Origin of the sequence: Mesorhizobium sp. LNJC394B00, from assembly GCF_000502555.1 — a bacterium.
GTDB lineage: Bacteria > Pseudomonadota > Alphaproteobacteria > Rhizobiales > Rhizobiaceae > Mesorhizobium.
On record NZ_AYWH01000002.1, the window covers coordinates 52,167 to 78,853 of the forward strand.

Consider the following 26,687-nt stretch of genomic DNA (forward strand, 5'->3'; position numbering starts at 1 on the left):
GTTCAGGAACAAGAAAACATGCAGCGCATCGCGACACTGGACGATATTGCGCGCGGGCTGGATGCGCTTTGCGCAATCGATCCGCGCCTGGAAAAGGTGCGCGGCATGGCCGGCGAGGTGCCGCTGCGGCTGTCGGAGCCCGGCTTTCGAAGCCTGGCCTCCATTATCGTTTCGCAACAAGTATCCCGTGCGAGCGCCGATGCCATTTTCGGCCGGCTGGTGAAACTGGTCGATCCGCTAACGCCGCAGGCGATCCTTGCCGCCGGCGAGGACATGTTTCGTGAGGCTGGGCTGTCGCGGCCGAAGCAGCGCGGTCTGATCGCGGTTGCGCAGGCCGTGGTTGAGGGGCTCGACCTGCATCACCTCTGTTCGCTCGACGCCGAAGAGGCGATCGCGGCTATGATCGCGGTGCCGGGCATCGGCCCGTGGACGGCGGAAGTCTATCTCCTGTTTGCCGCCGGCCACCCCGATATTTTCCCCGCGCGCGACGTCGCGCTGCAGAGCGCGGTTGGCCACGCGCTCGGCATCGAGCCGCGTCCGCCGGAGAAAACGCTGATCGCCCTGGCCGAATCATGGAGCCCGTGGCGAGGTGTCGCATCGCGGCTTTTCTGGTCATATTATCGCGAAACCAGGGGCCGGGACGCAGCACCTCCGGCCTGAAACCGTAAAAAAGCATGAAAATCCTGCATTTTTGCCGCTTTTGGCTGATGACAATCCGCTTCACATCCCTGTCATGTCGGGCTTACAGTATCCGCGCCGATCGGTTCTAGAACGAGGAGGTCAACAAGTGACGGTTGCCGTATCTCCGGATGGGCTTCCTGCGCTGGTGCTGAATGCGGATTACCGTCCGCTCAGCTATTACCCCTTGTCGCTCTGGTCCTGGCAGGACGCCATCAAGGCGGTGTTCCTCGACCGGGTCAACATCGTCGCCGAATACGAGCATGCGGTGTCTTCGCCGACCTTTTCGATGAAGCTGCCCAGCGTCGTCAGCCTGAAGGCCTATGTGAAGCCGTCGAGGCACCCGGCATTCACCCGCTTCAACGTGTTCCTGCGCGACCGCTTCCAGTGCCAGTATTGCGGCACGCCCGAGGATCTGACCTTCGACCACGTCATCCCGCGCCATCGCGGCGGGGCGACGACGTGGGAGAATGTCGTGGCCGCCTGTTCACCCTGCAATCTGAGGAAGGGTGGCATGATGCCGGCGCACGCCAAGATGTGGCCGCTGCAGAAGCCCTACCAGCCGACCGTGCACGACCTGCACAACAATGGCCGGCTGTTCCCGCCCAACCATCTGCATGAAAGCTGGATGGATTATCTCTACTGGGATGTGGAGTTGGAGCCGTAGGGATTGGCCCGATCGGCCTTGCCAGGGCAATCGCCGATGTCAGGTGCTGCCCCTCATCCGGCTGCCGCCACCTTCACCCCGTATTGTGACGGGGAGAAGGGAATTGGCTGCAAATCTGGCGCCCTTTTTTCAGCGTTCGGGATTGGCGAAACCATCGATGACTGCGTCTTTCTCCCCGTCACTACACGGGGAGAAATGCCCGGCAGGGCAATGAGGGGCGGTGCCAACATTTAGAGACTGGCCGCATGGCGCGACCTCGCACTTGATTAGTCGCGCGCCAGCGCGCCGCGGAAGGCGATGGCGGCGAGGATGAAGCTGGCGATGGCGTTCCAGCCGGCCAGCGACAGGCCGAGGATACGAAGGGCTGCCTTGTCGCAGGATGGCGGCACGAATTTGTCGAGCGCGTCGAGCACGCCCTTGCCGCCGGTGTCGACCGGGCCGGCGCCGGCCGTGCAATCGGCCGGGCCCTGCCACCAGGCCCATTCGACGCCCGAATGATAGACGCCGAGATAGAGCCCATAGAGCATCAGCAGGCCGCCGACGGCAAGCAGGCTGCGCGTCAGCCATGCGGGCGCGCTAAGCATCGAGGTAATCACCGCCAGCAGCATCAGCGGGGCGCCGATATAATAGGGCGTGCGCTGCTCCAGGCACAGATGGCAGGGGATGTAGCCGCCTATGTGCTGGAAGGCGAGCGCGGAGCCGACCGTGGCGGCCATGGCCACGGCGAGAAACAAAGCGGTGCGCGTCCGCTGGCGTCCGGTATCGGCTGTCATCGTGGCTGTCATGTTTCGTCCGTTGAATTCGCCGTCCGCCGGCATAGTCCTGACCCACCGCCCGCCTTGGACGGTCAGAAGGCGTATTTGACGACGATATAGAGCAAAATCAGGGCAGCGGCGCCGGCGCCGACGATCAATCCCAAACGCTTCTCGATCAATTCCTTGATCTCTTCGCCATAGCGGCGCAGCAGCCAGGCAAGAAGCAGGAAACGAGCGCCACGCGCCAGGATGGCGGAGACGATGAAGACGAAAAGATTGACGTGGAGGGCGCCTGCCAGAATGGTGACCACCTTGATCGGCGGCAAGTGGGCGGCACCCGATGTGACAAGCAGCACCAGCATCAGCCCGGTGCCGGCCGACTGCCACCTCTCGAACGCGTCAAGGCCGCCAAAGTGCTCCAGCATCGGCCGTGCTATCGTGTCGTAGGCATAGTAACCGATCAGCCAGCCGGCAATGCCGCCAAGCACGGACGCGAAAGTGGCGGTCAGCGCGTAGCGATAGGCGCGTTCGGGCCGCGCCAACGCCATGGGCAGGTACAAGACGTCGGCCGGTATGAAAAACACCGAGCTTTCGACGAAAGCGATGAAAGCCAGCCACCATTCGGCGGATTTGCGGGCCGCCAGCGACAAGGTCCAGCCGTAAAGTCCGCGAAGCATCGGCTCTCCTGGATGCAGGTTGCCCAGACGCAACGCGCTTTGATGTGCGTCTGTCTAGAAAGATTTTCCGCGCCGCACAATGGCAGGAGCGTCATGAAACAGAAAGGCGGGCTTTTGCCGCAAGCAGGGCACGGCGGCGCATTTGGCCAGTTGACGAACAGGCCTCCGACCGTATAGTCCGCGCCCATCCAGGCCTCCTGGCCTGAGCCCCTATGGCGGAATTGGTAGACGCGCTCGACTCAAAATCGAGTTCCGCAAGGAGTGCTGGTTCGATTCCGGCTAGGGGCACCACTGACCACCGGCAAGCCCAGTAATTGCAAGGCTTTCAAGGGCTTAGACGTCCCCCGAGGTACATCGTTGAGGTACATTGAGGGGTCCAACATAATGAGCAGCGTCATCGTAGACTACTGGCAAGAGCGTAAGAGCAAGAAGCTGGGCAGTTCCAGTTATCGTTATCGGCGCGTCGTTGAGCGAGAGCTGCGCCCTACACTGGGCAAAGGCGAGATCACCATTCCGTTAGGGAACGCCAAGGGTGAGGCGCTGGCGAAATACCGGCAAGTCCATCGCGAGGTCGAGCAGATGCTGGCGTCGGCGTGGGACGAGGTGCGCGGCATCAGCCGCCCCAAGACTGCGCGCGAGTTATTCCAAGAGACCGTCGACCGGATTAGAGCGCTGGGTCTCAACCCTTACCGGCAGCCGACCGACGATGACGAGACTGGCGACGAGGACGAAACGCGTGACTGGATCGAGCGCAGCGTTGTGGCTGATGCCATCGCAGCCAAGTACCCGACCGACCCTGAGACCGATTACCCGATGGGCGTGAGCGCTGAAGACACGCGGCTGGTGCGGATGCTCTACACATCCAGCCCCAAGACCCCCGCACCGACTGTTGAGGATGCCAAGAAGCTCTACCTCACGGACCGCTTTGCGTTGAACGAGCCGGGGCCACTGGCGCGCAAGAAGGATGAGCAGCGGGCAGCCCGAGCGGTCGCGTACATCACGAAGGCCCTCGGGCGAGTGCCGACCGTGGCGAGCATCAGGAGGGAGGATGCGAGGAAAGTGCAGGGGTACATACGTGGCGAGGTCGGCAGCAAGGCGACGGTGGACCGATACCTCAATGACATTCGGGCCATAATCAACCACGCTATCGCTGAGTTCGACGAGTTGCATGGGCTGCCCAATCACTTCACCGGATTACCCGACTTGGCAGGCGGTCGGAATGGTGGGGTTCTGCCACAGGAGGAAGGTCGCCCGCTCACCGATAAGGAGCGGCGACAGATACGGGAACGCATCCAGGCCTATGCGAGGAAAGACGACCTCAAGCTGATTTGGCGAATGCTTGAGGGCACCGGATGCCGACTGTCGGAAGTGACGGGGTTGCGAGCTGCCGACGTGGTGACCCACGGAGAGATGCCCTACATCGAGGTCGAGTGGCACGAGGAACGGCGCGTCAAGACGGTCCCGTCAAGGCGAAGGGTGCCGCTTGTCGGGGATGCCCTCGACGCGGCTGGAGAGGCATTGAAGCTGGCCCGAGGTGCCCGGATGCTGTTCCCGAGGTACGGCAGAGAAGGTGGCGGCAATTCGGCATCCGGCGCGCTTATGAGGCACGTCAGGAAGATTACTGACGACCCCAAGGCGGTCACCAATTCCCTCCGGCATAACATGAAGGACATGCTACGGCGCGCCGATGTCGACAAGCACAAGCAGGACCTAATTCTCGGGCACACCCTTAGCGGCGTGGGGGAGCGCTACGGCGGGCCTGACGTCAGACTTGAAGTCGCTACGAAGGCAATGCGACAGGCGCTGCTAGGGTAAGGATCGCCGCGCTTCGTTCAATGACTGTGCCCTTCAGTGGCGCGCGCGCCGTCGTGGTCTTGGCACTGTCCATGATCGGCAAGTGAACTGATCATGTGTGTGACAGGACGCGCTGGTGAGTACAGGGCCGATGCGCTCAAGCCTGACACTGGCGCGATTGTGCTGGTGAATGACCGGGTTGGCGAGGACCCGCTCAATCCGCGTCCTCAAGTAGCAGGGAAAGTTGAGCCCCGGATTTCGGGAAGGCGTCCTCGAAATGCACCATGAACGTCGCCCAATCCTTGGAAATCCGCATGATCGCCACAAGCTGAAGAAGGTGGTCCCGAAGATCGGGCTGGCCGAGGTCTTCAGACAGGAACTGATGGTGTTTCCATTTGCGCCGCCCGGTGCCTGGCTCGGTCGGGTTCCGCTTGCGAAGTTCCTCTAGCACGCCGTCAGGCAGACGATCATAGACGATCTTGTTCGTCAGCTTCCCGACCAACGGGGTCTTGGCTTTGCCCACGGGCCACCCCCAGCCTCTTAGCCGATAGAGCTGTCGATAGTACTCGTTCGGGAAACGCCGAGCCCAAGCCAGCTTCTCCTCTGAGAGGTAGAGCGAGAGCAACTGGTGGAGGGCGTCCCTGTCTCGCTCGTCTTGGAAACCTGTGGCTTCATCAACGAGGGCTACAATGCCCACCTGAGCGAGCGCGCGAACGAGGATTTCGCACTTGTCGGCGATCTGCTGCTGCTGAGCCGTCAGAAGGTCGAGCCGGCGAGCTTCAAGGAAGAGATCGCAGACCTTGGGCAACAGTTCTGCCCTGTACCCCAGAGCCTTGCCGCCCGTGGGTGTCCGAAAGACGATTGGCACAGTTGCGGCGCGAATGTCGTCGGTGATCAGGGAGGAAAGGCTCACCGTGGCAAGGAACGGCGGCAAGTCCTCCGAGGGCTGCTGCGAGCGACCCTTCGGCTTCGTGGATCGGCCCAGCGCGCCGAGAAATCCTTCCTGCGTTAGGAGGCGCGTGCCATCGGGCAAAACCGCACACGGGATTTCGCTGTTGCCGATGACGAGCTTTCCGGCGTGCGTTGCCTTCGGCAGGGTACGGTCTACATCCCACCGGGTCTTTGCACCTTGGCGAGCGATCTCCCGCTTTTGCTCGGCGGTCAGTTTCTCAGCGCGCGCTTCGCCACCACGGCTCTGGGGAGTTTGTTTGGACATGACGGTTCCTCGTTGCAAGCATGATGTCGATACCATGCTTGCTGTCGTGGCGCAAGCATCGGTTCTACTTGATGCTTGCTGGAGACGAGAAGCGCGTGACACGGCGGACTTCGCAAAGAGCGTCTTGCCTCTTGCTCTACGCCCGCTGACCCGCAAGGACTGGTCGGGTTATGGCGCGCGAACAAGACGTGCCTCATCCGAACATGCGATTGACGTCAAAGTCCAGCTTGGCGGCGTTCATCTCCTGTACGAGCTTCGCCCTCCACCCATCTGACGGGTCCAAGTCGATGTAGAGAACGCCGTAGAGGTCGGATGGTATTTCGACATTGCGTTTGCGGAGCAGGCATACCCTACCGCGCCCAAGGTGCCCGGCAAAATAACCAAGCTCAAAGATTAGGTTTTGCCGTGCCCGATGGTCTGGTCAGTCGCAGTCTTGGAGGCTCCCACATCGTCTGGGGTGAGCAGTACCACCGCAAAAGCCACCTCACTGGCGACACGCCTCGTCCACAATACTCGGCAGCGGAGCGGATGTTAATAGATGGTCACTGGTCGGTGATCTCTGCCACTAGGACCCCCTCCTCCTTGGCTGCCAGCCGGAAGAGCCTGCGGACCTGTTGAGCTGAAGCCCTATGCTCCCCGAAGGCCACGCAAGCCTCGACCGCACGTCGCCATGCAGCGCCCTTCTTGGTGAACTTCAGGAGCAACTCTGCGGCTGCCTCGACCGAGGAGACGTTATAGCGGAGACCTGGGCGTTCCCTGATGGGGACTGCTGGGGTGAACCATGAGAGGACCATCAGGCGAACCCTCCGGGGAACCTGCCGTGGGACAGCCTCCGCTTCAGGTCGTTGGCATTCAGGATGGCCGCCAGTTCCTCAGCGTACTCCATGTCGGGAAGGTCGACAGATGGGTGGCCCGCTACTATAGCCGGCAGCCCGGTGAACAGGTCCAACACAGTCCACGTCCCATCCGGTTCCTGCCTTACCTCGTACCGCAGAGTTGCCATTAGGGAGTTCTAATGCGGGCGGGGAAGTTTTGGTAGAAACTTTCGAGCGGGGGATCGGAGAATTGGCTGGCGCGGAACTCCCCCGTGCCCGGTCGACGTCCATACGGCTGCCGGTTCGCGGGCTAGTCACCATGCTTCTTCGAGCTGGTCGCCGCCTCGCCTCTCAACGTCAGGCCGAAGACAATTGCACTTCACACACAGGGCAGCCGCACCTCGGCTCGGAAGGCAAAGCGCTAGGGGGAGTAGCGTCAAGGGTAGTTCCCGTTGGAGCTTACGATCCACCCTTCAGCCGCCTGATGTGGTCGACCACGGTGGCCGGCTCGTATGGCTTCGCAAGGTGCGGTCCTTCTTCACAAAGGTCGCCCGCCGCGCTCGCAGTTCGTTCTACTGCGGCAGAAAGCACTACCTTGACCTCAGGCTTGTTCTCGCGAACCCACTTCGACAGCTGGAACCCGTTCATGTTGCCAGGCAGGTCAACGTCACACAAGATCGTGTCGACAGCGAACTCCGCATGGTTCAATGCTTGTTGCGCCTCACGGGCGTCATGGGCCTCAATGACCCTGTAGCCACAGTGGCGCAGATAGTCCGAGATGACGGATCGGGTGATGACGTCGCCGTCAACCACGAGGATGGTTTGGCTCTGTTGGTTCGGGGCTTCCATTGGGTGGAGAACGGTCTGCAGCCGACACGGTTCCACGCATCACTGCCTGCAATTCTGGGGCAACCATAAGCGCAGGCTTGGAGAAGAAGCAGTCGAACAGGTGCTGATCTTGTTGCGTCGGCAGGTAATTGCCTGACATGACAGCTACCTTGACGGTCGGACGCTCGCGTCGGACAAAAGCCGCCAAAGCAAGGCCATCTAGCCTGCCGGGCATCTGGACATCGGTTAGCAGCAAGTCGATGTGTATCGGGCTCTGAAGGAACTCTATGGCGTCATCCGCCGTACCCAGTTCATAGACGGTCCAACCGGCCTCCCGTAGTTGATCACCTACGTCCATGCGGATGAGGATTTCGTCCTCAACCAAGAGGACAATCCCGGCGTGCCGCCCATCGGCGGGACCTCCCGCGAGAGACCCGGCCCATATTGTTTCTGCTGGTTCGCTTGCCACTGCGCCCTCCTTGCAGACACCTACCCACAACGCCCACCGAACGTCGCGAGGACATAAAGGTTCCATATTGGGGAAGGCCGGAATGTTTGGTACAAAACCCTGAGCGCATGATCCGATGACAGGCACGCGCGCCGACCCCCCGTACTCCCCTCTCTTCGGCGGATTGCGAACGCGGGCGAATACCTACCTGCTATGCCCGCACGGTGCGACAAGAGACAACGGAACGCCTCTCAAAGCGAAACCTTTACGCTCGTTCTTCCGTGTATGAGGGTGAGCTAATGAAAGATGATACGTTAATAGCCACGCTTGACCTCGCATGGACGCTACGCGAGCAACTCGCGCTAGCTCGGCTTGAGATGGTTCATGCGCGCGACGCTCTTGCCTCAGTCAGGATGCAGTCGAGAGATGCCTCAGCGTATCGGTATCACGAACGGCTCGGCGTCGCGATGCGCCTTAGCTCTTGACCGCCCATCCAAGCTGCCCCGCGCAGTTCTTCTCCTGACATTTCCCCGCGCGGCCCCTGTGCGTGACACAACGCAGACGCGGAAGGCAGCATGGTTCGCTGTGGTGTGCCCTTTCCGAACCGGATCGAAGGTGGTTCGATAAATGCCGCTTGACCAGCCATACCGAACCACGTATTAGCGAACCAGTCAAACCGAACTGGAGCGCAGAACCGTGACATTCATCAGAGCCTACCTCAGGGCGTCGACCAAGGAGCAGGACGCAGGGCGCGCCCGAGGGGACCTTGAGGCGTTCTGCAAGGAACGTGGGCTGACCATAGCCGCCACCTACGAGGAGAACGAGAGCGGGGCTTCGCTGCACAGGCCAGAGCTATTCCGGCTGCTCAGGGACAGCAAGCCCGGCGACATCCTGCTCACCGAACAGGTCGACCGTCTGAGCCGCCTGTCGGATAAGGACTGGGACCAGCTCAAGCGCGAGATCAAGGACCGAGAGGTCAAGGTCGTGGCGCTGGACTTGCCAACCTCGCACATGATGATGAAGACCGAGGACGCCTTCACCGGGCGCATGTTCGACGCCATCAACGGGATGCTGCTCGACATGCTCGCCGCCATCGCCCGCAAGGACTATGACGACCGACGCCGCAGGCAGGCTCAGGGCATCGCCAAGGCGAAGGCTGAGGGGCGCATGAAGGGTCGGCCCGAGGACGCCGAGCGTAACGAGGCCATCATGGACATGCTGCGCAAGGGGCAGAGCTGGAACACCATCGTGAAGGCCACCAACTGCTCACGCTCGACGCTCGCGAAGCTGGCAAAGCGCCTTGCGCCTTCTCCCGTTGCCGTGGCGACCCCCTGACGCTGAGTAATGAGGACGGGACACATTTGTGGTTGTCCCTGCCGCTCGCCCCGCTGTAGACGCTTGCCCTCCCGCCAATGCGGGGTGGCTACTTTGAGGATGATGACCATTGACCAACTGGACGGCTAAGCGCGAGCGGAAGGCCGACGTTAAGGGCCGGGCGAACGAGCCCAGCGCGATGTTTACCCGATGCCGGGTGGTCGGCTGCGGCAGGCCGGCCCGTGCGGGCACAGGGGACGGCTTGGATACGCGCTTCTGCCGTTCCCATGCTGATCACTACGCCCGCCACGGGAGCCCTTACAGGCCGTCGTATGGGGCACGAGAGATGAACCCTTACCGAAGCGCCGCGCTGACATGGCTGGAGGCCAACCAGAATGACACCTACGTAGCCAACGCGGTCGAACGAGTGGCCACGCTTTTGCGGACCGCAGGGCCTCATGTGGAGGCTTTCCGGCTACGTGGGCTCTCGCCGCAGGAACGCGCAAAGGCCGCCTGGGCGAGGCTGCGGAAAGCCGCAGTGGACCCTCGTCGGGTGGTGGCCGCGTGGCTCACAGTCGAAATGATCATTCGGGACGATCCGCTGGCCGAACGCAAGGCGGAGTTCAAGCAGGTGCAGGCGGCGAAGCTGATCCACAAGATGGCCTCAGGGACGCATAAGAGGTGGGGCGAGGGGGCGAACGCTAAGGAACTCCACGTTTACCCTAGGTCCCGTGGCCGCGTCCTAAGGCACGTTGGTGAGGCTCTGGAGGAAGCGTGCGCCCTCCTTGTCGACCATCACAGGGCCGGCTTTCCAACTGCAATCCAACCATGAAGATGCGATAGCGATGGACGCAATGAACCCCCAGATCGACGACCGCGTGACTATCCGCCTTGACGGCTTGGTCATGGACCCTGCGACACAGATCAGGCAGGAAACCAACGCCGCGACTGTGAAGCAGTACCGGGATGCGATGCGGGCCGGGGCGGTCTTCACGCCCATCACGGTCGCCCCGGTTGACCCGCAGGACCCTGATAAGGGATTTGTGCTGATTGACGGATGGCATCGTGTGACCGCTGTGCAGGCCCTTGGCGGGGCCACGATTGACGCTGTAGTGGTCACCGGGGCGACGCCGAACGAATATCGGTGGATCGCCGCTGAGAAGAACCGGACCCATGGCCTTCGGCTGACCAGTGCCGACAAGCGTGAGGTCTTCAGGGCGTATGTGCAGGCCGGAAGGCACCGGATGGAGAACCGGGGTCGGCGGGTGAAGTCGGCTCGGGAGATGGCGCGCGACTTGCAAGGCATTGTCAGTGATAGGCGCATTCCCGTCTGGATGCAGCAGGATTTCCCGAAGGTCTACCGGGCGATGCGCGCAGGCGGCTTGGAGAAGAACCCCGGCTCCGACTTCGGAAGGAAGGACAGGGACGTGATCCATGCCGAATTGGCGACCACAGCCTTGGTGCAATTCAAAGCCTCTTTCTCGGCGATACGGTCGAAGGAACAGCAACAAGCCCTGTTGGTCGAGATCACAAGGGCCGCTCAGGATGTCGCGAAGGTGGCAACGGGTGGGCGCGAACTGCCAGCAGTGATCCCCGAGGACTTCTAAGGAATAGAGCAAAATCAACCACATAGATGGCATGGTGCGAAAGTTCGCATTGCTGGGGGCGCGCTGGCTCACCTATTGCCTTGTTTCTCTTATGGAAATCGGAACTTACTTCGGAACGAGGAGAAGCCTCGACCGGGTCTCGGAAAAGCGGCTTCGGTCGAGGGCAAGCAGCCTTGACGCTGAGGTACAGCATTTGATACCCATTGAGGTACATTGAGGCTTTCGCGCCTCGGGGAGCGACTGACCTGCAAGGTCTTGAATGAAAAGGCTAAATTCCGGTCTGGAGCGATAGTTCGATCCAGCGTGGAGACCCCGGCTAGGGGCACCATTTTTCTGCTGAAAATGCTTTATTTACAGTAGAATACAGGAATTTTGTGGACTTCCATCCACCCGAAAGTCCACCTTAGAATGCTTCGTTGGCAGTTATGAGGCTCGCGTCCTAACTGTACCGTGGCGGTCTGGGCGAAGGGCATCAGTCATCACATTGACCTTGCGGGCCGTATCAAGATTGTCCAATTGGTCGCCCTCAGCTCTAAGCGCTGCGCACTCTGGATAGGTCTGCTTTCGGTGAAAATTTCGAAAAACAGAATCTATCTGGCGGGACCTTTGGCCGGCGCTATCCGCCGAAGATGCGAATGACCTAGCTTTCCAAGACGAACGAACCCTGCGCGGCCGATGAGAAGGTGCCCGGCCCCTCGCCAAGGGTTTGGAGTTTTCCGGAGCAACGCAGGAAAAACAAGAAGTATGGGTCAGCGATATCGAGTGTTGCAGAGTCCCAAGATATTGGACTTGTACCGGGTTGAACCTCTTCGGCAATGATGTGCATCTGTTCCAGAGCGGACGTGACGCTCGAACCGACCGGAGGGTCGCCCAAACAGGCCTTTCTAACTCGATCTAAGATAGCGTCATACGGAAAGGAGAGTTGGGCCGGATCTTCCTTAATGGCAATGAGGATGGCCCTATAAACGTCGCCACCGGACGCGTCCATAAAGTCGTGAAGTTTTCTCTCGGTTCCCCGTGTCCGCGGGCCAGTGTGGAGGGCCGTCAACATTTTGGAGAAGTCCGAAAAAGACGACGTCCGGAGCAAAGTCTCCGTCAAGTCGCCAGCCGTTACCTCAACGCGCTTGTGCTCAGGAATCGTCTCTTTGATCGAAAGCTCATAACAGAGGTTTAGGCAAATGCTCTGCATCAGTTGTGGAGAACCGAAGGACTCGCTGGCCAGTCTGTTTTTGATCGCTGTAGCCAAATCGATGTTCAACTCGGAAAAGCCCTTCTCCGCAATTTGCACTAGCTCGTCGTTTGTCCAATATGCCAAATCGAGTGAGGCGACACGTCCTCTCAGCTCGGGATTACTCCTTACAACGTCGTCCGAGCGGTGTGGGACTGACGCGGTGATTATCTTGACGCCATTCTCTGCTGCAGCCTTGATCTGGCGACCAATCTCCCCCCGGATTTCAGGCTTGATGTAGTGGAAATCGTCGATGAAGACGACGAACTCGCTGCCTGCTATTTCCTTGATGACCTGGGTTAAGCCATCAATGCGAGTAGTAGCGCTTTGCTGCGATCCCCATGATGTGGCAGTCGCTGCCTGAACGGATGCTGTTCCCTCGGCAAAAAACGGTACCCCGATCTTTCCACCAGCTTCCGTCCCGCCTGAGACTTCACCGCCCGAAACCTTTGTTTCGGTCGTCTCCATCGGAGTTCCCATCCAGTGCAAGACCCGCTCCCAGAGGTTGTCAGCACTCGATATCCCTGCTCCGACAACTGGGATTAATAAATCTTCCGACACAACTTTCTTAATCAAAACGGTCTTGCCGGACTTCGACGGCCCCGACAGTGAAATCACTATATTCGGTGTCTCGCAGTAGTCGCGCAATTTCTGCTCGAGCTTGTGTTCACTCCGGTCGACATATGTCACCGTCGGGGTATCATTTGGTGTAAATACTTGCTGGACTTTCACGCGTACCCCCTACAGCAGAAATTGCGGCACTGAGCTGCTTCCTGCCAATGTTCTAACAGTCGCACAATGTCACCGCTGTTGGATAGTCTAAGCAAAGGGGTCTTTGCCGAATTGACCGCAATTATCACACCCTTGTTTGTGCCACCCTTGCCACTGCAAATCCGGACCGGCCCCTTCCGAGCTTGAATTGGGACCGGCCCCTCCTTGTCGGCCCGACTGCCCTGGTGTGGGCAATGGGTCAGTTTGAAATCTTGAATCCACGGATGACCAGTAAGACCAGAACGATGGCGGCACCAAGCGCCAGCGGTGGACCTATCATAAGCTCGGCCAATTCCAAATGAGTTCGGTTCGGCAGGAAAAGACCGGTGATGCACCATGGTTTTCTACTAGTCAGGTCAAAGCCTAGTAGGCATGCAAAGTCGTCATGCCACGACCAGTACGCAATCCACGGCGCTGATAACGCCAGCCAAACCGTCAACAAACCGCGCTTGATGTTCATGCCTTCAGCACCAAAGTCTCTGGCGAACAACAGTCCGCCAAACGCTTTTGAGTATGGCGGCTAACCACCGCACTGGCCTTGCTGCCCGGAGGCCCCGGACATGAGGCTGTCGCGTAGTTGGCTAGCTTGCCGGTGTAGGCGCGCCCGTCAAGCGTGCAGCGGCACTGTCCGGTCACTTGTCGGCCACGACAACGCCATCAGCCCGCCAAGCCCACCTATGCCGTATCCGTCCTTTCTGGAGCTGTGCAGGAAGTCACGACGAAAGGAGCATTGCTGCATGCTGGCTTCGGCGTGTGGTGTAAGAACGGGCAATCTCCACCATAAAGGTACCTCACTTTTCAATGGATGCTTCTTTTCCTTGGAAAGATGATTCCACACGCCACACCCTAGGAAACCAGTCGTTGACGTACCAGGCAAAGCTCAACTCGTAGGTGAGGTGTTTTCCCAGGTCGTCGTGGTTCTATAGTCGTTCGCTGGGTATTCTACGTCGTTCTATCTTTTTGATAGTTCATATGAAAATAGGGGTATTGGTTGGTATGCCTATCTATTAGGGTCGTGACCGCTACGGCTTTCCAGCCTCAGGCGCAGTCGGATGGCAGCTTTGCGATGCCGTTCGTACGTCCGCTTTCCCAGTCTACGGCGGACCGCGCCTCGGCCCAGAGCGGACAGGGCTTTACTCGCTCAAGAAAGACCGCTGGAGAGCGTGAAAGGGGCTTGGCTGCTTGCAAGTACCGGCCACCTACCAAAACGCTGCTGTCGGGCCTTTGTCGTGGCGATGACAGGCATTGCTAGCTGATCGCACGGTCGCCTGGGTCGTTATCGCCGGTCCTTGATGGTGACTGAAGATGCTGGCGCGTGGGTCATCAGCAAGAAGTCAGCAAAGAAATCTGCTGCGATTTCGAAGCAAGGTAACGTGAGAAGGGGACCCCTCCCCATCCGCAAAACTGGACCGGCCCCCCGGCCGAGTTGTCCGTGCTTATGAGCAAGGAGGCGGGGCGTATTTCGCTTACGACCGTTTGGATGCTTTTCCGAGACTATGACAAAGGACCTCAGCCTGATCAAAGTATTCGGACGCTGCACGGGTCGGATGCCGGGTCAGGATCGCAAACCGCCCAGCCGAATGGCCTAAACATATGAACCCGTCGGGCGTCTGGACTTTCTTCTCTGGGCCATAACCCAGACCCGACAACACGGCTAAGATGTCGTTCTTGAACTTGGAGCCAGTAACGAACAGCGCGACTTGCGGTCTGAGTGAAACCAGCTCCTCTGCCAATGCAGCACAGCAGGCACTGGCCACTTGGCGCCATTCCCCGTCCATAGGGGTCTCCGCCGTAGTCGGTTCAATTTTGCAGACATTCGTCCACGCCAACGCGCGTCTTGAGGGATCAAGGCGATCAGCCAACTTCCAGAAAGCTCGGCTGCCGGGATGACTGCGTTCGCGCTTCAGCATCCAACTCAGCGAATTCTCGGCGCTAGTTCCTTGGTGATAGTTGATGCGGACGTGCGGACCTGCCGGACCTAGGCTTTGCCCCACACAGAGAATGCTGGAAAGATCCCCAGGGCGATAGTCCGGGCCGACTGCGCCTGAAAAGACACCGTCTGCCGCCCAGCCGTTGGCTACAGCAGCCTTACCGGCTTCCGCCAAACCGTTCCAGGCTTTCCGACTGATCGGAGACATTCACATCCCTCATGCTTCCGCGTTTCGGACTTTCGTCGCGTATGGCACACGTAGGTCTAGATCATACATGAAGGTGCTTTGACCGGACACCAACGACCGCGAAGTTGGTCGCTCACATTGGAATTCCTGCCGCACTCAATCCATCTTCGAACCGACTGCCCCAACAACTCGGCACGTTGAATGCCTCCTTCATGCGAGAGATCGTGACGTCCGGCCAGATCTCCAGCACCCGCGAAGCCGCGTGTCTTGCCGATTCGAGATCGCTTTTGCCGACAAAGGACGCCGACAAAATGGCGTAGGGCACCCAATAGTCCGGCTTCAACGCGATCGTCTGGTTCGCCCAATGCAGCGTCTTGACGTGGTCGTTCTTGGCAAAGCTCACCGCCGCGAGGATGGCATAGTGAAAAAATGCGGTGGGCGCCCTCGGGTTGAGCCGGATTGCCCTTTCCGCATAAAGCGTCGCTTCATCGGGATTGCCCATGACTAGTGTGACGTCGCCGAGCACCCCATGCGCCAAAGCGAGGTTGGGATTGAGGTCGAGCGCACGCGTCAACAAAGACAGCGCTTCCTCCGGCCTTTTGAAGATATCTAGAAGAACGCAAGCCAGGGCATATAATGCATATTCGTCACTGGGGTCCAGCCGCACCCCTTCTCGCACTTCGCCTAGGATTTCATCCTTCAGAGCCTTGCTACCATCGCGAAACCCCATCAGGGCTTGGGAATAGATCCCATAGCCGAGCATGGCGTGCGCGCGAGCAGCCTCCGGGAAGCGGGCGACGAATTGCCGGTTGATCTGCTCGGCTTTCACCAGGCTCTCGGAAGTGAAGCGGTTGAGTTCGCGAAAGCTCTGGGTCATCAAAGACCATTGATCGAGGCTTCTCGAACGCTGCGATGTCTCTCCTTCCTGGATCAGCACAGTCACCTGCGTGGACGCGACGACTGCCCGCACGACCTCGTCCTGGACTTCAAACAGTTCGTCCAGATTTCGATCGAATTTCTCAGCCCAAATGTGGGTGCCTGAATGGGTATCGATTAGCTGGGCGGTGATCCGGATGCGCGGCCCCATGATGCGGATGCTGCCTTCCAGGACATAGTTGACCCCGAGCTCCCTGCCAACTTGCCCGACGTCCACGCTCCGGCCCCTAAAGGTGAACATGGTGTTGCGGGCAATCACCAGGAAGTGCTTCAGATGCGAGATCTCAGTGATCAGGTCCTCGGTGAGGCCGTCAGCGATATACTCCTGCGCCGGGTCGCGGCCGAGATTGACGAAGGGCAGCACGGCGATCGAGACCCCGCCGGCCTGCGGCAGGTCGAGCCGCCTGTCGGCTTCCCGGATCGCGGCAGGCGCCGCGCCGATCTGTGGCGCCAGAGTATAGGCCTGGACTGGGCGATCGATGTTCTTCAGCATCTGCTCGCCCATTGCGGAAAACGACGCCGGGAGCTTGCCTTGGACGTCGTCCCGGACCGCGCCCGAGGCGACGATGCCGCCCGGTTGCGCGATCCCCTCCAGACGCGCGGCGATATTGACGGCGGTTCCGAGCACGTCGCCGTTGCGATCGACAACGTCGCCCAGATGTATTCCCATCCGGATCTGCAGACCCTGGTTCTCCTGCGCCTGCTGGATCATGACTTCCTGGATAATGAGCGCACAACTCACTGCATCGACGGCACTGGCAAACACCGCGATGATGCTGTCGCCAGCCGTGTTGGCGACCCGCCCGCGATGCAACTCGATTTGTCTTCTGGCTGTTCCGTTGACGATCTCGAGCGCTTGCAAGGTCCGCGCTTCGTCAACCTGCATCAGTCTCGAGTAGCCGACGACATCCGATGCCAATACCGCCGCCAGCTTGTGCTCCAAATTGGGTCCGTCACGCATCGAGTTTCCCGCTCCTCGCAGGAAGAGATTCCCGGTTCCGTTTGTGCTCGTCGGATCAATTTGGGCTGTACGATCCCCGATCGCCAAGCAAAGTACGATGAAGCTTGGCGTTTCTCGTGTCAATCCATTAACCTATTGATCGGGCTGCCTTCTCAGGCGATCTATATTTTATGCAAGTTCCCTCCGGCGCCGCGTAAGGAAATGGCATTTGGTGCAGGAGCACGGGAAGGCTGATCGTAAGCCGAGTTTTTCATGCAGAATGGCAGCTTACAGATAAAATTGCCGGCTTCCACACTGGCCAAATGCCGCAAGCCACTGTGCGGCCTTTTCTCGGGTCACCAAGCCCGCTCGCCGCAGCCGATCACTTGTGCCTGTGATGTATGGTCTAGACCTTTGAGTGGATGGCGCCTGGTCCGGACTGGCTCATCCCGCCAACGCCGATGACTGCGGTGCGGGAAAACAGGTCCTAGAAGCGCACGAAGGCGGTTTGCCAGGGCTTGGCCGGCTGACGTGCCGTTCCAAGCTGTATCGCCCGTTGTCGGCCTGTAAAGGCTGACCTGCCCACCAGCGTTGAACACCGGGAAAGAGCACCGTCCGTCAAGGCCTTAGCGTTAAGCCGACAACGGTGGCCAGCCCTACCTTTTTCGGAGCCGGCAATCGTTTGCACTAGATGGTTCTTTTCCTGGACAGGAAATTACATGTGACCATCACATTAAACAACGCTGTCGTGTTGGTGACGATCAAGGCGTGTTCATCGTGGTCATTCTATGAAAGTCGTGGTTGTCTTATCTCACTGTAATTTCGTGGGAATTAGGCGGTGGTGGTGTCTACGCTTTACATTAGGGTTGTTATGGCGGCTATTTTCTCAACCGTACGCGGTTCCTTCTCAGTGAGATTTTTGTGAAGCAGGTTTGTAGCTTCTTCATTGTAAGCGGGTGTCGCTGAAGCCGTCGCTTGGCAGGCTTTTTTGCGTGTCGCTTTGCCTGCATTTTTCTGATGGCATCCCGGAACCGTCCCTTTATCTGTGCGGGGGAGGATCGCCAAACTTCTTCGGGCACACTGCGGACTTCTTCTATCTGTGGCCATTCGCGCTGTTCGAGCACTTTGATCGCAAGGTGGGCGACCCTACTTGCTCGGTAGTCCGCATCCCGGAAAAGAGCGGTTACCGGAATGGCGTTCGCGCGGGGGTTGCTCGACGTAAGTTTCGCGTGCCGCATCACGGTCCGTGGTGCGAGCAGCTTGCCGAGTTTGACGTAGTCGATCTGTTCCAAGATCAGGAACCGGTGAAGATAGCTCTCCAAGTTCGCATTGATGAGGTCCGAAAGCTGGTCGCCGCCAAAATGAGTCCTCACGGCTCGGCCGCCTTTCGATGTCCATTCTAGGTGGGCAATGATCGATCCAAACTGCCCCAGCGCCAGCTTTCTTCGCCGAATGTATATTTTTAAGTTGTGGGCCGCCTTATCGTGCTCGAAGTAGATCGTGGGGTGGTCGAATAGGCCCCGACGCTTCAGTTCCTTTGCCGTAAGCCTCGGACCTTTTTTCGCCTTGCTTACGAACCCTATGTATCCGCGTTCGTGGTTTATCTTACCAAGGTGCCGAAGCAGCCAGTCTCGAACAAGAAGGGCGGTTTTCTCTGACCTGGCATCAATGTCGAAGGCCGCTTCGACCTTGTTTACCCAATACGAGCCAAGTGCAGCTTCATGTTTTTGGAGCAGCTTCAGGACCGCCTTGTCGGGCAGGCAAACGATCTTAAGCCGGCTGCCTCGCTTCCCGTGTCTCTTCTCAATCTTGAATGAGTGACTGCGCCGCTCGAGTTCCTCGATCGGCAGGAGTTGTCCTAGCTGGTCTTTTGGTACTTCGGTGCAAATGTTGATTGCGTCGAACGTGGGCCGAAACGTCCCAATTCCAGGTATGGTCAAGAAGGCTGCCATGTCGCGCTTACTTCAAGCCGCTTCTATCAAGGTGCACACGAAAGCGATTGTTCTTGGTCTTCGATGTCGGTACCGGCAGTATCGACGCATTTACGTGCGTTTGGCGGATCGCCATTTTCTTCTCAATCACAGCCAGAACTTCCGCCTCAATCCACCACGTATGACCATCTATCCGGACTGGTTCCGGCAAGGTGCCGCGTTCCGCGTAGCGCCAGATGGTCGCGACTGACACATGCATCGTCACGGCAACTTCCTTGACGCTCAGAAATTTCACAGCCTGAGCCATCACCTAACTCCTGTGGCCACGCCAGGCAGGTCTGATTTTATGAGCAGCACGTCGCGGACAAGGAACAGGCGTTGCCCCTTTGGACTCAGTCGGTAGATCTTGAGTTCTCGGCCTAGTTTGCGGAACTGAGCAGCGCTGACGCCGAGCATGTTGGCTGCCACGCTCGCCCTAACGTACCGGTGCTCCCAACCGAAAAACCCCAAGCGTAGTGTGCGCCGCTGGGCCGGGGATAGCAGTTCATCCCGCTCCCGGTCCGTCAGCTCGTGCCAAGTTCTTATCGGCTGGGGGCCTGTGGCATGCTGCCTTACCCGTGGTCCCTTCGTGATCTTTTTGTCCATCGGCGCAACCTTATAGTTTGCATAGGTTGCGGGTCGTTATCAGCACGGTATTGGGTCGACAAGAAATCCGAATCCAGCAATCCGTGGCATGTATTTTGCTACGCGCTACAGTCTCGCGGGCGCGTAACACCCGCGCGTTGGAGTACGGGAGAAAAAGTATTTCAGGCGGTTGAACGAAATCTGACTTTCGCACCTAGAGTCTCACCCGAGCACGATAGTTCTTTCCAACGTGGCTTGCGACATGGCCCGCCCAGCGATCCAGCAAATCACGTCTTTGGTCCAAGAAATCGGTCCGGCGGTAGGACCTTTCAACGCTTGACCCGATCGTATGGCCAAGGATGGTTTCGGCTACCTCATGCCGGGCGTCGGTCGTTTCCGCCAGCCAATCCCTCAATGATGATCTGAACCCGTGCGGTCTGTACTCCAGCTTGGCGCGCTTCATGTGTTGGCTCATGGCCATATCGCTAATGACGCCCTTCTTCGGATTGGCAAAGAGGTATCCGTCACGCTCAAACGCCTGGGCTTTCTCAATCACGGCCAGCGCTTCCGCCGACAAAGGCACCCTGAATTCCGTGGTGGCGTCCCGCCGCCCCTTCATTGCCTCAGCCGGTATCGTCCACACGTCACCTTCAATCTGATCCTCGTGAATATACCTGATAGGCGCCGACCTCACCCCCGTGAGGATTAGCAAGCGCAGGGCCAGGTGCGTAACGTTGTCGTCTTTAAGCGTGGCGTAAAACGCCGGTAGGTGCGACCAGGGCATGGCGGGAATATTCTCGGCTTTGTGCCGCTGCTTTCCCAGCAATGCCCTTGCCTTATCCGTCGCCTGCAGGTCCACTTCCAGGCCCAGCGCGGCGGCGTGTTTGAGACATATACTCAGCCGGTTCATCGCCTTGCGTGCTGTGTCGGCCTTGGCATGCCAAATGGGTGCTAGCGTGTCGCGTATGTCCCGCTGGTCTATTTCCCCGACGGGCACCTTTCCAAGCTTCGGTAGCACGTGCAGTTCCAGCGGCGTGAACCACCGGCCAGCTTTGCCGTCGCCTTTCAGTTCTGCCTTGCGCGATTCAAAGGCATCTTTGGCGATGTCGGCCAAGAGGTGCAGGTTGCGCGCGGCTTCCCGCTTCTCGTGGTCGCGTACCCTGATGGGGTCTTTTCCAGCCCGCACCACCGCCCGCCATTTCTCGGCTCCGTCGCGGGCTTCCTTGAGGCTGACCCCCACGATGGAGCCAAGGCCCATTTCCCGCCGCCTGCCATGCATCGTGTAACGCAAGAACCATTGGCCTCCGCCGTCTTCGCGCCTGAGCAACCACAATCCACCGCCGTCGGCGTGCTTGCCCGGCGCCAACTTCTTGACGGCAATGGCACTTAGTCGGTTGAGGGCACGCATCGCATCCACCTCTCCAAAATTCCCAAAATTCACCTATCACAAACCACCGTAAAATCCACCTTTCTATCTATGATAGGTTGCATTCAATTGCGACAGTGTGAGGCATGAGAATTGGCTAAGTATATGCCCTAGAAGAGAATCTGAGACGCGCTGATACAAGCTGAGGTCGTATGTAAATGCCGGCTAGGGGCACCATTTTTGATCTCACGCCAGTTCGCTTCGCTCATGGGCTCCGATGGGGCGGCCTGACCGGCCGACGGGCGGTCGCCCTTGCGAAACCTCCGGGTTCGAACAGTGCCTCGAACACAGAGCCAACCGCGGCTGCTGAGGATGACAGCGATAGCGCCAATCAGCGGCGGCCGGTAGCCCCGCTCTACGTGCTCTCAGGCCGCCGCACGGTGTTCTTCACGGGCAGCTTCCCACACTTCGCGGGCCGCGTCGGCGTTCATGACCGCGATCCCCAATCCCACCGCCAAATCGGGCCACGCGGAATGCCAGAGCAAGGCCGTGACCAACCCTGCGGCAATAATGGCGATGTTGGCCAAGGCGTCGTTGCGGGCCGACAGGAAGGCCGCCTTTGTGAGGCTGCCGCCACGATGCCGGTGCGCGGCCAGCATGTAGGCACAGGACAGGTTGACGGCGAGAGCGCCAAGTCCCGCCAAGGTCAAGGCGATGGGCTGCGGCGGCACCGGCACGTTGAACTTCTCCCAAGCCGTCCAGAGCGTTGCCAGACCCGGCATGAGAAGGATGAGCGCCAATGCCATCCCCACCCGCGCACGGGAGCGCACAGACCACCCAAGTGCGAGCAGGATAAGGAGGTTCACGGAAGCATCTTCAAGAAAGTCGATGCTGTCGGCGAACAGGGACACTGATCCAATGGCGAGCGCCACAGCGAACTCGATCCCGAAATAGGCAAGATTGAGAAGCGCGACGATGAGGACGATGCGGCGAAGGTTCATCTTCTGGCAGTATCCGAAACCAGTGTGTGGAGCTACAGCTTCGCGGTTTCCAAGGAAAGCCCCTGCTCGTTCCGGGTCCCGGCCGATGGGCGGTTGCCCTTGCGACCTTTTGCGTTCGAGCCGCGCCTCGAACACGGACTTAGCGCATATTCCCCGTATGCCCTTGCGAATACCGCCCCGGCTGTGGCCACACCGTCAGGCCGTGCGGCTCTGAGCCAACCCGAAACTTGGTCACCGCGCCTGATGTCGTGTCGATCATGTAGGCGGCACTGTCGAAGCGGCCGGACAGCCATAGTTGTTTGCCGTCGGCGCTGACATTGCCCATGTCGGGGCTGCCGCCGCCGGGGATCGGCCATTGCGTGACGACCGCGCGGGTAGCGAAGTCGATCACGCTCACGCTGCCCGGTCCCTTTGCCTGGCCCTGCTCCATCTTGTGCGAGCCCCGGTTCGAGACATAGAGCCGCTTGCCGTCGCGGCTGACGACGAAGCCATGGGCGCCGATGCCGGTCGGGATGAAGCCGATTTCCTTGAAACTGTCGCCATCGACGAGGAACACGCCGTCATTCATCATGTCGGCGACGAAAAAAACCTTGCCGTCGGGCGAGAGGCGGATGTCCTGCGGCATGCCCATTTTCGAGAAGTCGAGATGGCCAAGCACCTTCTGGTTCTTCAGGTCGATCTTTGCCAATCCGCCATTGCCGTATTCGCAGGTGAAGATCGCGTAGGCCCCGTCGACCGAGAATTCGGCGTGGTTGATGCCGGGGCAAGTGGGCGTCGGCAGGCTCGACATTAGCGCCATGGTGTGAGGATCGCGGAAATCGAGCCGCTCCAGGGCTTCGTCGACGACGATGGCCGCGCCCGGCATGAAATACAAATTGTAGGGATCGTCCACGGCGATCTGCGGGCCGGGCTTGCCGGTCATCGGGTCGATCGGCGTCAGGCTGCCGTTCTTGCCGGTGCCATTGTTGGCGACCCAGAGCGTCTTCAGGTCCCAGGACGGCACGACGTGCTGCGGTTTGCTGCCGACCGGGAACCTGTCGACTTCCTTGAGTGTCATGGTGTCGATCACCGTGACGCTGTTGGAGGAGCGGTTCGGCACATAGACGCGCGGCAGTGCACCCAGCGTGGCCGGGCTGAGATGGCTGGCGGCGGTGTGGCTGTAGATGTTGATGGACGGCGCGGGCTCGCTGCAATCCTCGGGACAGCTATCGGCCCAGGCGCGGACAGGCAGCAGCGCAAGCAGCAAAAAGGCCGCACGGGGACCGGCGTGACGCAAAAAGGTTCTGATCATCAGGATGGCTTGTCGTGAAGGCCGGCCGAAATTGCCGCCGGAGCCATAGCTGGTGTCTTGCCGTTGATCCAGTGGCTACCGCCGTCCCAGCAAACTCTTCACGCGATTGCGCAGCAGGCGGGCCATGTTGCGGGTTTCGCGGTAGAGATGCAGCTGCGAGGCGGCCTGGCGGGCGAGGCGGTCGGCATCCGGCGTCAGCCCGATCACCAGCGAGCCCATCGGCTTGCGCTCGCTCCACAGCCGGCTCATCACCGGGTGGTCGGGCACGGCGCAGGAATCGGTCATCATGATGTTGGGGTCGTCGAGATGCTGCCTGGTCACCTCGATCATCAGCAGCGTGCCCGGCGAATAGGGCGCCAGCGTCTCGTCATAGGCGGTCTTCCAGGTGTAGGCGACGCCGGCCTCGACGAAGACGACCAGGCAGGCGATCGTGCGGCCGTCCAGCGTCAGCGAATGGATGCGGCACATGTCGTGCTCGGCCAGCCGGTGCACGGCTTCGCGGGCAAAGGCGGCGCGGTAGCGGTCGATGGCCATGGCGGTGCGCTCGCGGCCCTTCCAGCCGGCCGCCTCCAGCGTCAGGAAACTTTCGATGGCGTGGCGGATTTCGTCCGGTCCCCGCGCCACGACATGTTCCAGCCTGCCGAGATCCCCTAGGCGCCGCTTCAGGCGGCGGAATTCGCGGTAGTGGTGCGCGCGCAGCGATGCCTTCAGATAGGCCTCGCCGTCGAGCGTGCTTTCAAGCACCGGCCGGTCCGCCTTGCCGGTGGTGACCATTGTCAGGCCGCGCGTCTCGGCAACGGTGGCAAGCACGCTGGCCAACGGGCCGTCGAGGCGCATGTCGGGCAGCACGAAGACCTTCGGCAACTTGAGATGCGGCCGCGATAGCATGCCGAAGAAATCCTCGACGACGCCGATCGGGTCGTCATGGTCGACCAGCGGTGTGCCGATCGGGCCGAACGGGCTCGACCAGGTGCGCATCACCGGAACGCCGAGCGGCACGGCCGGCCGCTCGACCGAGAACGGCACCAGCAGGCGCAGCCGGTTGCGGTATTCGTCGCCGTCGCGGATCACCGCCAGCTTGACCTCGCGATCTTCCAGCCGGGGCATGGCCGGCGCCAGGAAGCGCGGGTTGAAGAAGACGTTGGGCTCGATCGTGCGGGTGCACAGATAGTCGAGTTCCTCGACCAGTTCGAAGCCGGCCGAAGCCGGATAGATCGCCAGCTTGCGCAGCGGCCGGTTGTTGGCGAGGATCTCGAGATGCGCCGGATCGGCGTCGCGCGCCAGGCCGGCAAGGCCCGACACCATTGCGCCGGCCGGGCCGCCGCTGGTTTCCTCGATCAGCGGGATGGCGGCCATCAGGCGGCTCCCTCGGCAGCGGGCACGAAGATCAGCATGACGATGCCGAGCTTGCGCCAGACGGTGAAGGACAGGGCGCTGGCCTCGAAGACCATGGCGAGGCTGGTGGCGATCGCCGCCCCCCACAGGCCAAAGAGCGGGATCAGCACCACGTTGAGGCCGATGTTGAAGGCCAGCGTCATGGCATAGACGGCGGCGCAGATGTTCTGGTTGCCGCTCATCGTCAACAGGCTTTCGCAAGGGCCGACGGCGGCGCGCGCCACGACGCCGAACACCAGCAGGAACAGCAGCGGATAGCCGGCGGTGAATTCGGGCCCGAACAGCACCAGCATCGGTTCGCCGAGCGCCAGCACCAGCAGCGCCATCAGCAGCGACGGCCAGAACGTCCACGACACGGTCTCGCGGGCGAAGGCGGCGAGCTTTTCCGGCTCGCCATGGGTGAACTGCGCATAGCGCTGGGCAACGCCGGCCTTGACGGAGAAATAGACGAAATGCACCAGCGCCAGCGTCTTGACGGTGGCGAAATAGACGGCGACGTCGTTGGGCTGAAGATAGGCGCCGACCATCAGCACATCGGCGTTGGTGAGCAGGAAGAAGAAGCTTTCGACCAGGAAGATCGGCAGCGAGACGATGAACCACTCGCTGAAATGCACCTTCATCGGCCCGGCCGGGATATTCCTGCCCATGCGCGTGGTCACGCCGATGAGCTGGCCGAGCGTGGTGGCGTAGGTGGCGGCGATCGAAGCGAAGATCGCTGTCCTGGCGTCGGGCGCATAGCCCATTGCCAGCATCAGCGCCATTAGCGCCAGGATCAGCACCGGCCGCACCAGATAGGTCGGCGACAGCGCAAACAGCGCCCAGGAATTGGCGCGTGACTGGCCTTGCAGCAGGTCGCCCATGGCGATCATCGGCAGGCAGAACAGGCCGAGGATGAAGGGCATGACATAGTAGCTCTCGATCCAGTTCGCGCACAGCCAGACGCCCAGTGCGCCTAGTCCGGCGATCGCGGTTGAGGCAATCAGCACGAACAGGCGGCTGGCGACCACGATGCCGCGCAGCTCGGCCAGCATGTTGCGTTCGCGGTATTCGGGGATGAAGCGGATGACCGAGGTGTGGAAGCCGAGGCAAGCAAGGTTGCCGACGATGACCATCGTCACCCAGACGAGGACGAAGATTCCGTATTCGAACGAGCCCATCCAGCGCGCCATCAGCACCTGGCTGATGAAGGCGATGACGGCGCTGACGATGCGGATGGCAAAGGCGATCAGCGACATGCGCCCGGCTTCGCCGCGCTCGTCGGCGGTGAACAGCACCGCATCGATCCGGCCAAGCAGCGGCCCCATGCGCAGCGCCAAGCGCTGCGGCAAGAACCGCCCGGCCGTCGTCGCCGCGGAAAACCGCACCCCGATGTCTCTCCGTTTTCCGCCTCTTTTCAAGGTTTCGATGTATCCGAAACACCTTAAGAAAGGGTGGGCAGGTGCGGGTGCGCCGAGGGGCCAAGGACGGCCGCGTGTGCAAGGTGCGTCATCGTATGCCGGGGCATAACAAAAGGCGAGCGAACGCCGGGGAAGACTGGGGAGCCGGTCGGCGTTTCGCTCGCCCCTCCCCCGCCAAGGGGGATGGCCAGGCACCGGATGTCCGGTGCCCGAGGTGTCACATGTGAGGCGTTACATCCCCTTCATCGCGTCACAGGACACGTTCGGGTTCATGTCGGCGAAGGCGCCCGTCGGGTTCTGTTTCCATGCCCAGACGTGCAGTTCGTAGAACGGGCCGAGGCCGTAGCGATTGGGGGCGCTGTTGAAGTTGAACAGCTGGCCTTCGAGCGAGGCCGGGCCTTTCGAGGTGATGTATTCGACCGCTATCAGCTTCAGGCTGCCGTCGGCCGTCGGCTCGTACATCACCGCTTCGGGCTTGGCGACATCGACGGCATCGTCCTTGAGATAGGCGCCGTTGACATAGTGGATGCCCATGGCGCCGCCGGTGATGCCGCTGGCGCAAGGGATGGGGGCATAGCCTTCGGCCGTGGCAGTTGCCACATTCTCGAACCGGCTGTTGGCGGCGCGCACCTTTTCGGCCAACGGGTTGGCGTCGTGCGCCTGGGCGGCCGCACCCGCCGCGATCGAGATGGCGGCGAAAGCCGCGAAGCGTGTCGTCCAAAGAGTTATGGTCATGGTCTTCCGTCCGTTTGTTGACGCTCGAGGCGACGGCGGCCGATCAGGCTGCCCGAAACGCTGCGGCGTTGGTTTAGGATTTGGTTTGTCCGTCCCGGTTCATGCGATGCGGCTTCCGTTGCCGGGCTTTGGCCGCAGCCCCTAAAAACCGTGCAA

General features: G+C 60.3%; 24 protein-coding genes and 1 tRNA gene. 6 read left to right on the forward strand and 19 right to left on the reverse strand.

The window, feature by feature from the left end:
• Positions 1 to 18: 18 nt before the first annotated feature.
• On the forward strand, positions 19 to 660 hold the full coding sequence (locus X751_RS158790) for a DNA-3-methyladenine glycosylase (RefSeq protein WP_023685318.1): 642 nt from the start codon (positions 19 to 21) through the stop codon (positions 658 to 660).
• A 127-nt stretch (positions 661 to 787) separates the two neighbouring features.
• Positions 788 to 1,345: an HNH endonuclease gene (locus X751_RS158785; RefSeq protein ID WP_008874122.1), complete on the forward strand. Its 558-nt coding sequence runs from the start codon at positions 788 to 790 to the stop codon at positions 1,343 to 1,345.
• A 266-nt stretch (positions 1,346 to 1,611) separates the two neighbouring features.
• Here X751_RS158785 and X751_RS158780 read toward each other — a convergent pair whose 3' ends face one another.
• Positions 1,612 to 2,130, reverse strand: coding sequence for a disulfide bond formation protein B (locus X751_RS158780; RefSeq protein ID WP_023744005.1), 519 nt, complete (start codon positions 2,128 to 2,130; stop codon positions 1,612 to 1,614).
• A 62-nt stretch (positions 2,131 to 2,192) separates the two neighbouring features.
• Positions 2,193 to 2,777 carry a YqaA family protein gene (locus X751_RS158775; RefSeq protein WP_023744006.1) on the reverse strand — a complete coding sequence of 195 codons (585 nt, stop codon included), beginning with the start codon at positions 2,775 to 2,777 and terminating at the stop codon, positions 2,193 to 2,195.
• Positions 2,778 to 2,983: 206 nt separating this feature from the next.
• Between X751_RS158775 and X751_RS158770 the strand changes: the two genes are divergently transcribed.
• Positions 2,984 to 3,068 (forward strand) — tRNA-Leu (locus X751_RS158770).
• 93 nt (positions 3,069 to 3,161) lie between these two features.
• Positions 3,162 to 4,592 (forward strand): tyrosine-type recombinase/integrase, encoded by a 1,431-nt coding sequence (locus X751_RS158765; RefSeq protein ID WP_156936358.1) that lies wholly within the window; start codon positions 3,162 to 3,164, stop codon positions 4,590 to 4,592.
• 193 nt (positions 4,593 to 4,785) lie between these two features.
• Here the strand turns inward: X751_RS158765 and X751_RS158760 are convergent, their stop codons facing one another.
• The 5 genes from X751_RS158760 to X751_RS1000000165320 form a co-directional block, all read right to left on the reverse strand.
• Positions 4,786 to 5,787: a P63C domain-containing protein gene (locus X751_RS158760; RefSeq protein ID WP_023744008.1), complete on the reverse strand. Its 1,002-nt coding sequence runs from the start codon at positions 5,785 to 5,787 to the stop codon at positions 4,786 to 4,788.
• 193 nt (positions 5,788 to 5,980) lie between these two features.
• On the reverse strand, positions 5,981 to 6,181 hold the full coding sequence (locus tag X751_RS1000000165315; protein WP_245265764.1) for a TIR domain-containing protein: 201 nt from the start codon (positions 6,179 to 6,181) through the stop codon (positions 5,981 to 5,983).
• A 148-nt stretch (positions 6,182 to 6,329) separates the two neighbouring features.
• A complete protein-coding gene (locus tag X751_RS158755; protein WP_023744009.1) occupies positions 6,330 to 6,581 on the reverse strand; it encodes a DUF982 domain-containing protein in 252 nt (83 codons plus the stop codon).
• A gap of 480 nt (positions 6,582 to 7,061) precedes the next feature.
• Positions 7,062 to 7,415 carry a response regulator gene (locus X751_RS158745; RefSeq protein ID WP_245265735.1) on the reverse strand — a complete coding sequence of 118 codons (354 nt, stop codon included), beginning with the start codon at positions 7,413 to 7,415 and terminating at the stop codon, positions 7,062 to 7,064.
• Entirely contained in the window at positions 7,408 to 7,815 is a 408-nt protein-coding gene (locus X751_RS1000000165320; protein ID WP_245265736.1) for a response regulator, read from the reverse strand. The genes X751_RS158745 and X751_RS1000000165320 overlap by 8 nt, the downstream gene beginning before the upstream one ends.
• Positions 7,816 to 8,574: 759 nt before the next feature.
• Between X751_RS1000000165320 and X751_RS158735 the strand changes: the two genes are divergently transcribed.
• Both X751_RS158735 and X751_RS158730 read left to right on the forward strand, forming a co-directional pair.
• Positions 8,575 to 9,213, forward strand: coding sequence for a recombinase family protein (locus tag X751_RS158735; RefSeq protein WP_023744014.1), 639 nt, complete (start codon positions 8,575 to 8,577; stop codon positions 9,211 to 9,213).
• A 764-nt stretch (positions 9,214 to 9,977) separates the two neighbouring features.
• Positions 9,978 to 10,799, forward strand: a complete 822-nt coding sequence (locus X751_RS158730; protein ID WP_156936359.1) for a ParB N-terminal domain-containing protein — start codon at positions 9,978 to 9,980, stop codon at positions 10,797 to 10,799.
• Between the two features lie 640 nt (positions 10,800 to 11,439).
• On the opposite strand, the gene X751_RS158725 is transcribed toward X751_RS158730, so the two are convergent.
• The 12 genes from X751_RS158725 to X751_RS158670 all read right to left on the reverse strand — a co-directional run bounded on the left by X751_RS158725 (position 11,440) and on the right by X751_RS158670 (position 26,531).
• A complete protein-coding gene (locus X751_RS158725; protein WP_156936360.1) occupies positions 11,440 to 12,759 on the reverse strand; it encodes a hypothetical protein in 1,320 nt (439 codons plus the stop codon).
• A gap of 238 nt (positions 12,760 to 12,997) precedes the next feature.
• Complete coding sequence (locus X751_RS158720; RefSeq protein ID WP_023744018.1) at positions 12,998 to 13,258, reverse strand: hypothetical protein; 261 nt, start codon at positions 13,256 to 13,258, stop codon at positions 12,998 to 13,000.
• 1,006 nt (positions 13,259 to 14,264) lie between these two features.
• Positions 14,265 to 14,936 carry a hypothetical protein gene (locus tag X751_RS1000000166790; RefSeq protein ID WP_156936361.1) on the reverse strand — a complete coding sequence of 224 codons (672 nt, stop codon included), beginning with the start codon at positions 14,934 to 14,936 and terminating at the stop codon, positions 14,265 to 14,267.
• A gap of 112 nt (positions 14,937 to 15,048) precedes the next feature.
• Positions 15,049 to 16,812: an adenylate/guanylate cyclase domain-containing protein gene (locus X751_RS158710; RefSeq protein WP_023744020.1), complete on the reverse strand. Its 1,764-nt coding sequence runs from the start codon at positions 16,810 to 16,812 to the stop codon at positions 15,049 to 15,051.
• A gap of 857 nt (positions 16,813 to 17,669) precedes the next feature.
• Positions 17,670 to 18,743 carry a hypothetical protein gene (locus X751_RS158705; RefSeq protein ID WP_023744021.1) on the reverse strand — a complete coding sequence of 358 codons (1,074 nt, stop codon included), beginning with the start codon at positions 18,741 to 18,743 and terminating at the stop codon, positions 17,670 to 17,672.
• Between the two features lie 7 nt (positions 18,744 to 18,750).
• Positions 18,751 to 19,029: a DNA-binding protein gene (locus X751_RS0132770; RefSeq protein WP_023744022.1), complete on the reverse strand. Its 279-nt coding sequence runs from the start codon at positions 19,027 to 19,029 to the stop codon at positions 18,751 to 18,753.
• Between the two features lie 531 nt (positions 19,030 to 19,560).
• Positions 19,561 to 20,754 (reverse strand): site-specific integrase, encoded by a 1,194-nt coding sequence (locus X751_RS158695; RefSeq protein WP_023744024.1) that lies wholly within the window; start codon positions 20,752 to 20,754, stop codon positions 19,561 to 19,563.
• A gap of 383 nt (positions 20,755 to 21,137) precedes the next feature.
• A complete protein-coding gene (locus X751_RS158690) occupies positions 21,138 to 21,713 on the reverse strand; it encodes a cation transporter (RefSeq protein ID WP_023673757.1) in 576 nt (191 codons plus the stop codon).
• Between the two features lie 139 nt (positions 21,714 to 21,852).
• Positions 21,853 to 23,004, reverse strand: coding sequence for a YncE family protein (locus X751_RS158685; protein ID WP_023744025.1), 1,152 nt, complete (start codon positions 23,002 to 23,004; stop codon positions 21,853 to 21,855).
• A gap of 75 nt (positions 23,005 to 23,079) precedes the next feature.
• A complete protein-coding gene (locus tag X751_RS158680) occupies positions 23,080 to 24,360 on the reverse strand; it encodes a GNAT family N-acetyltransferase (protein WP_023744026.1) in 1,281 nt (426 codons plus the stop codon).
• Positions 24,360 to 25,763, reverse strand: coding sequence for a lipopolysaccharide biosynthesis protein (locus tag X751_RS158675; RefSeq protein ID WP_023744027.1), 1,404 nt, complete (start codon positions 25,761 to 25,763; stop codon positions 24,360 to 24,362). The genes X751_RS158680 and X751_RS158675 overlap by 1 nt, the downstream gene beginning before the upstream one ends.
• A gap of 264 nt (positions 25,764 to 26,027) precedes the next feature.
• Complete coding sequence (locus X751_RS158670; protein WP_023744028.1) at positions 26,028 to 26,531, reverse strand: hypothetical protein; 504 nt, start codon at positions 26,529 to 26,531, stop codon at positions 26,028 to 26,030.
• Positions 26,532 to 26,687: the final 156 nt, after the last annotated feature.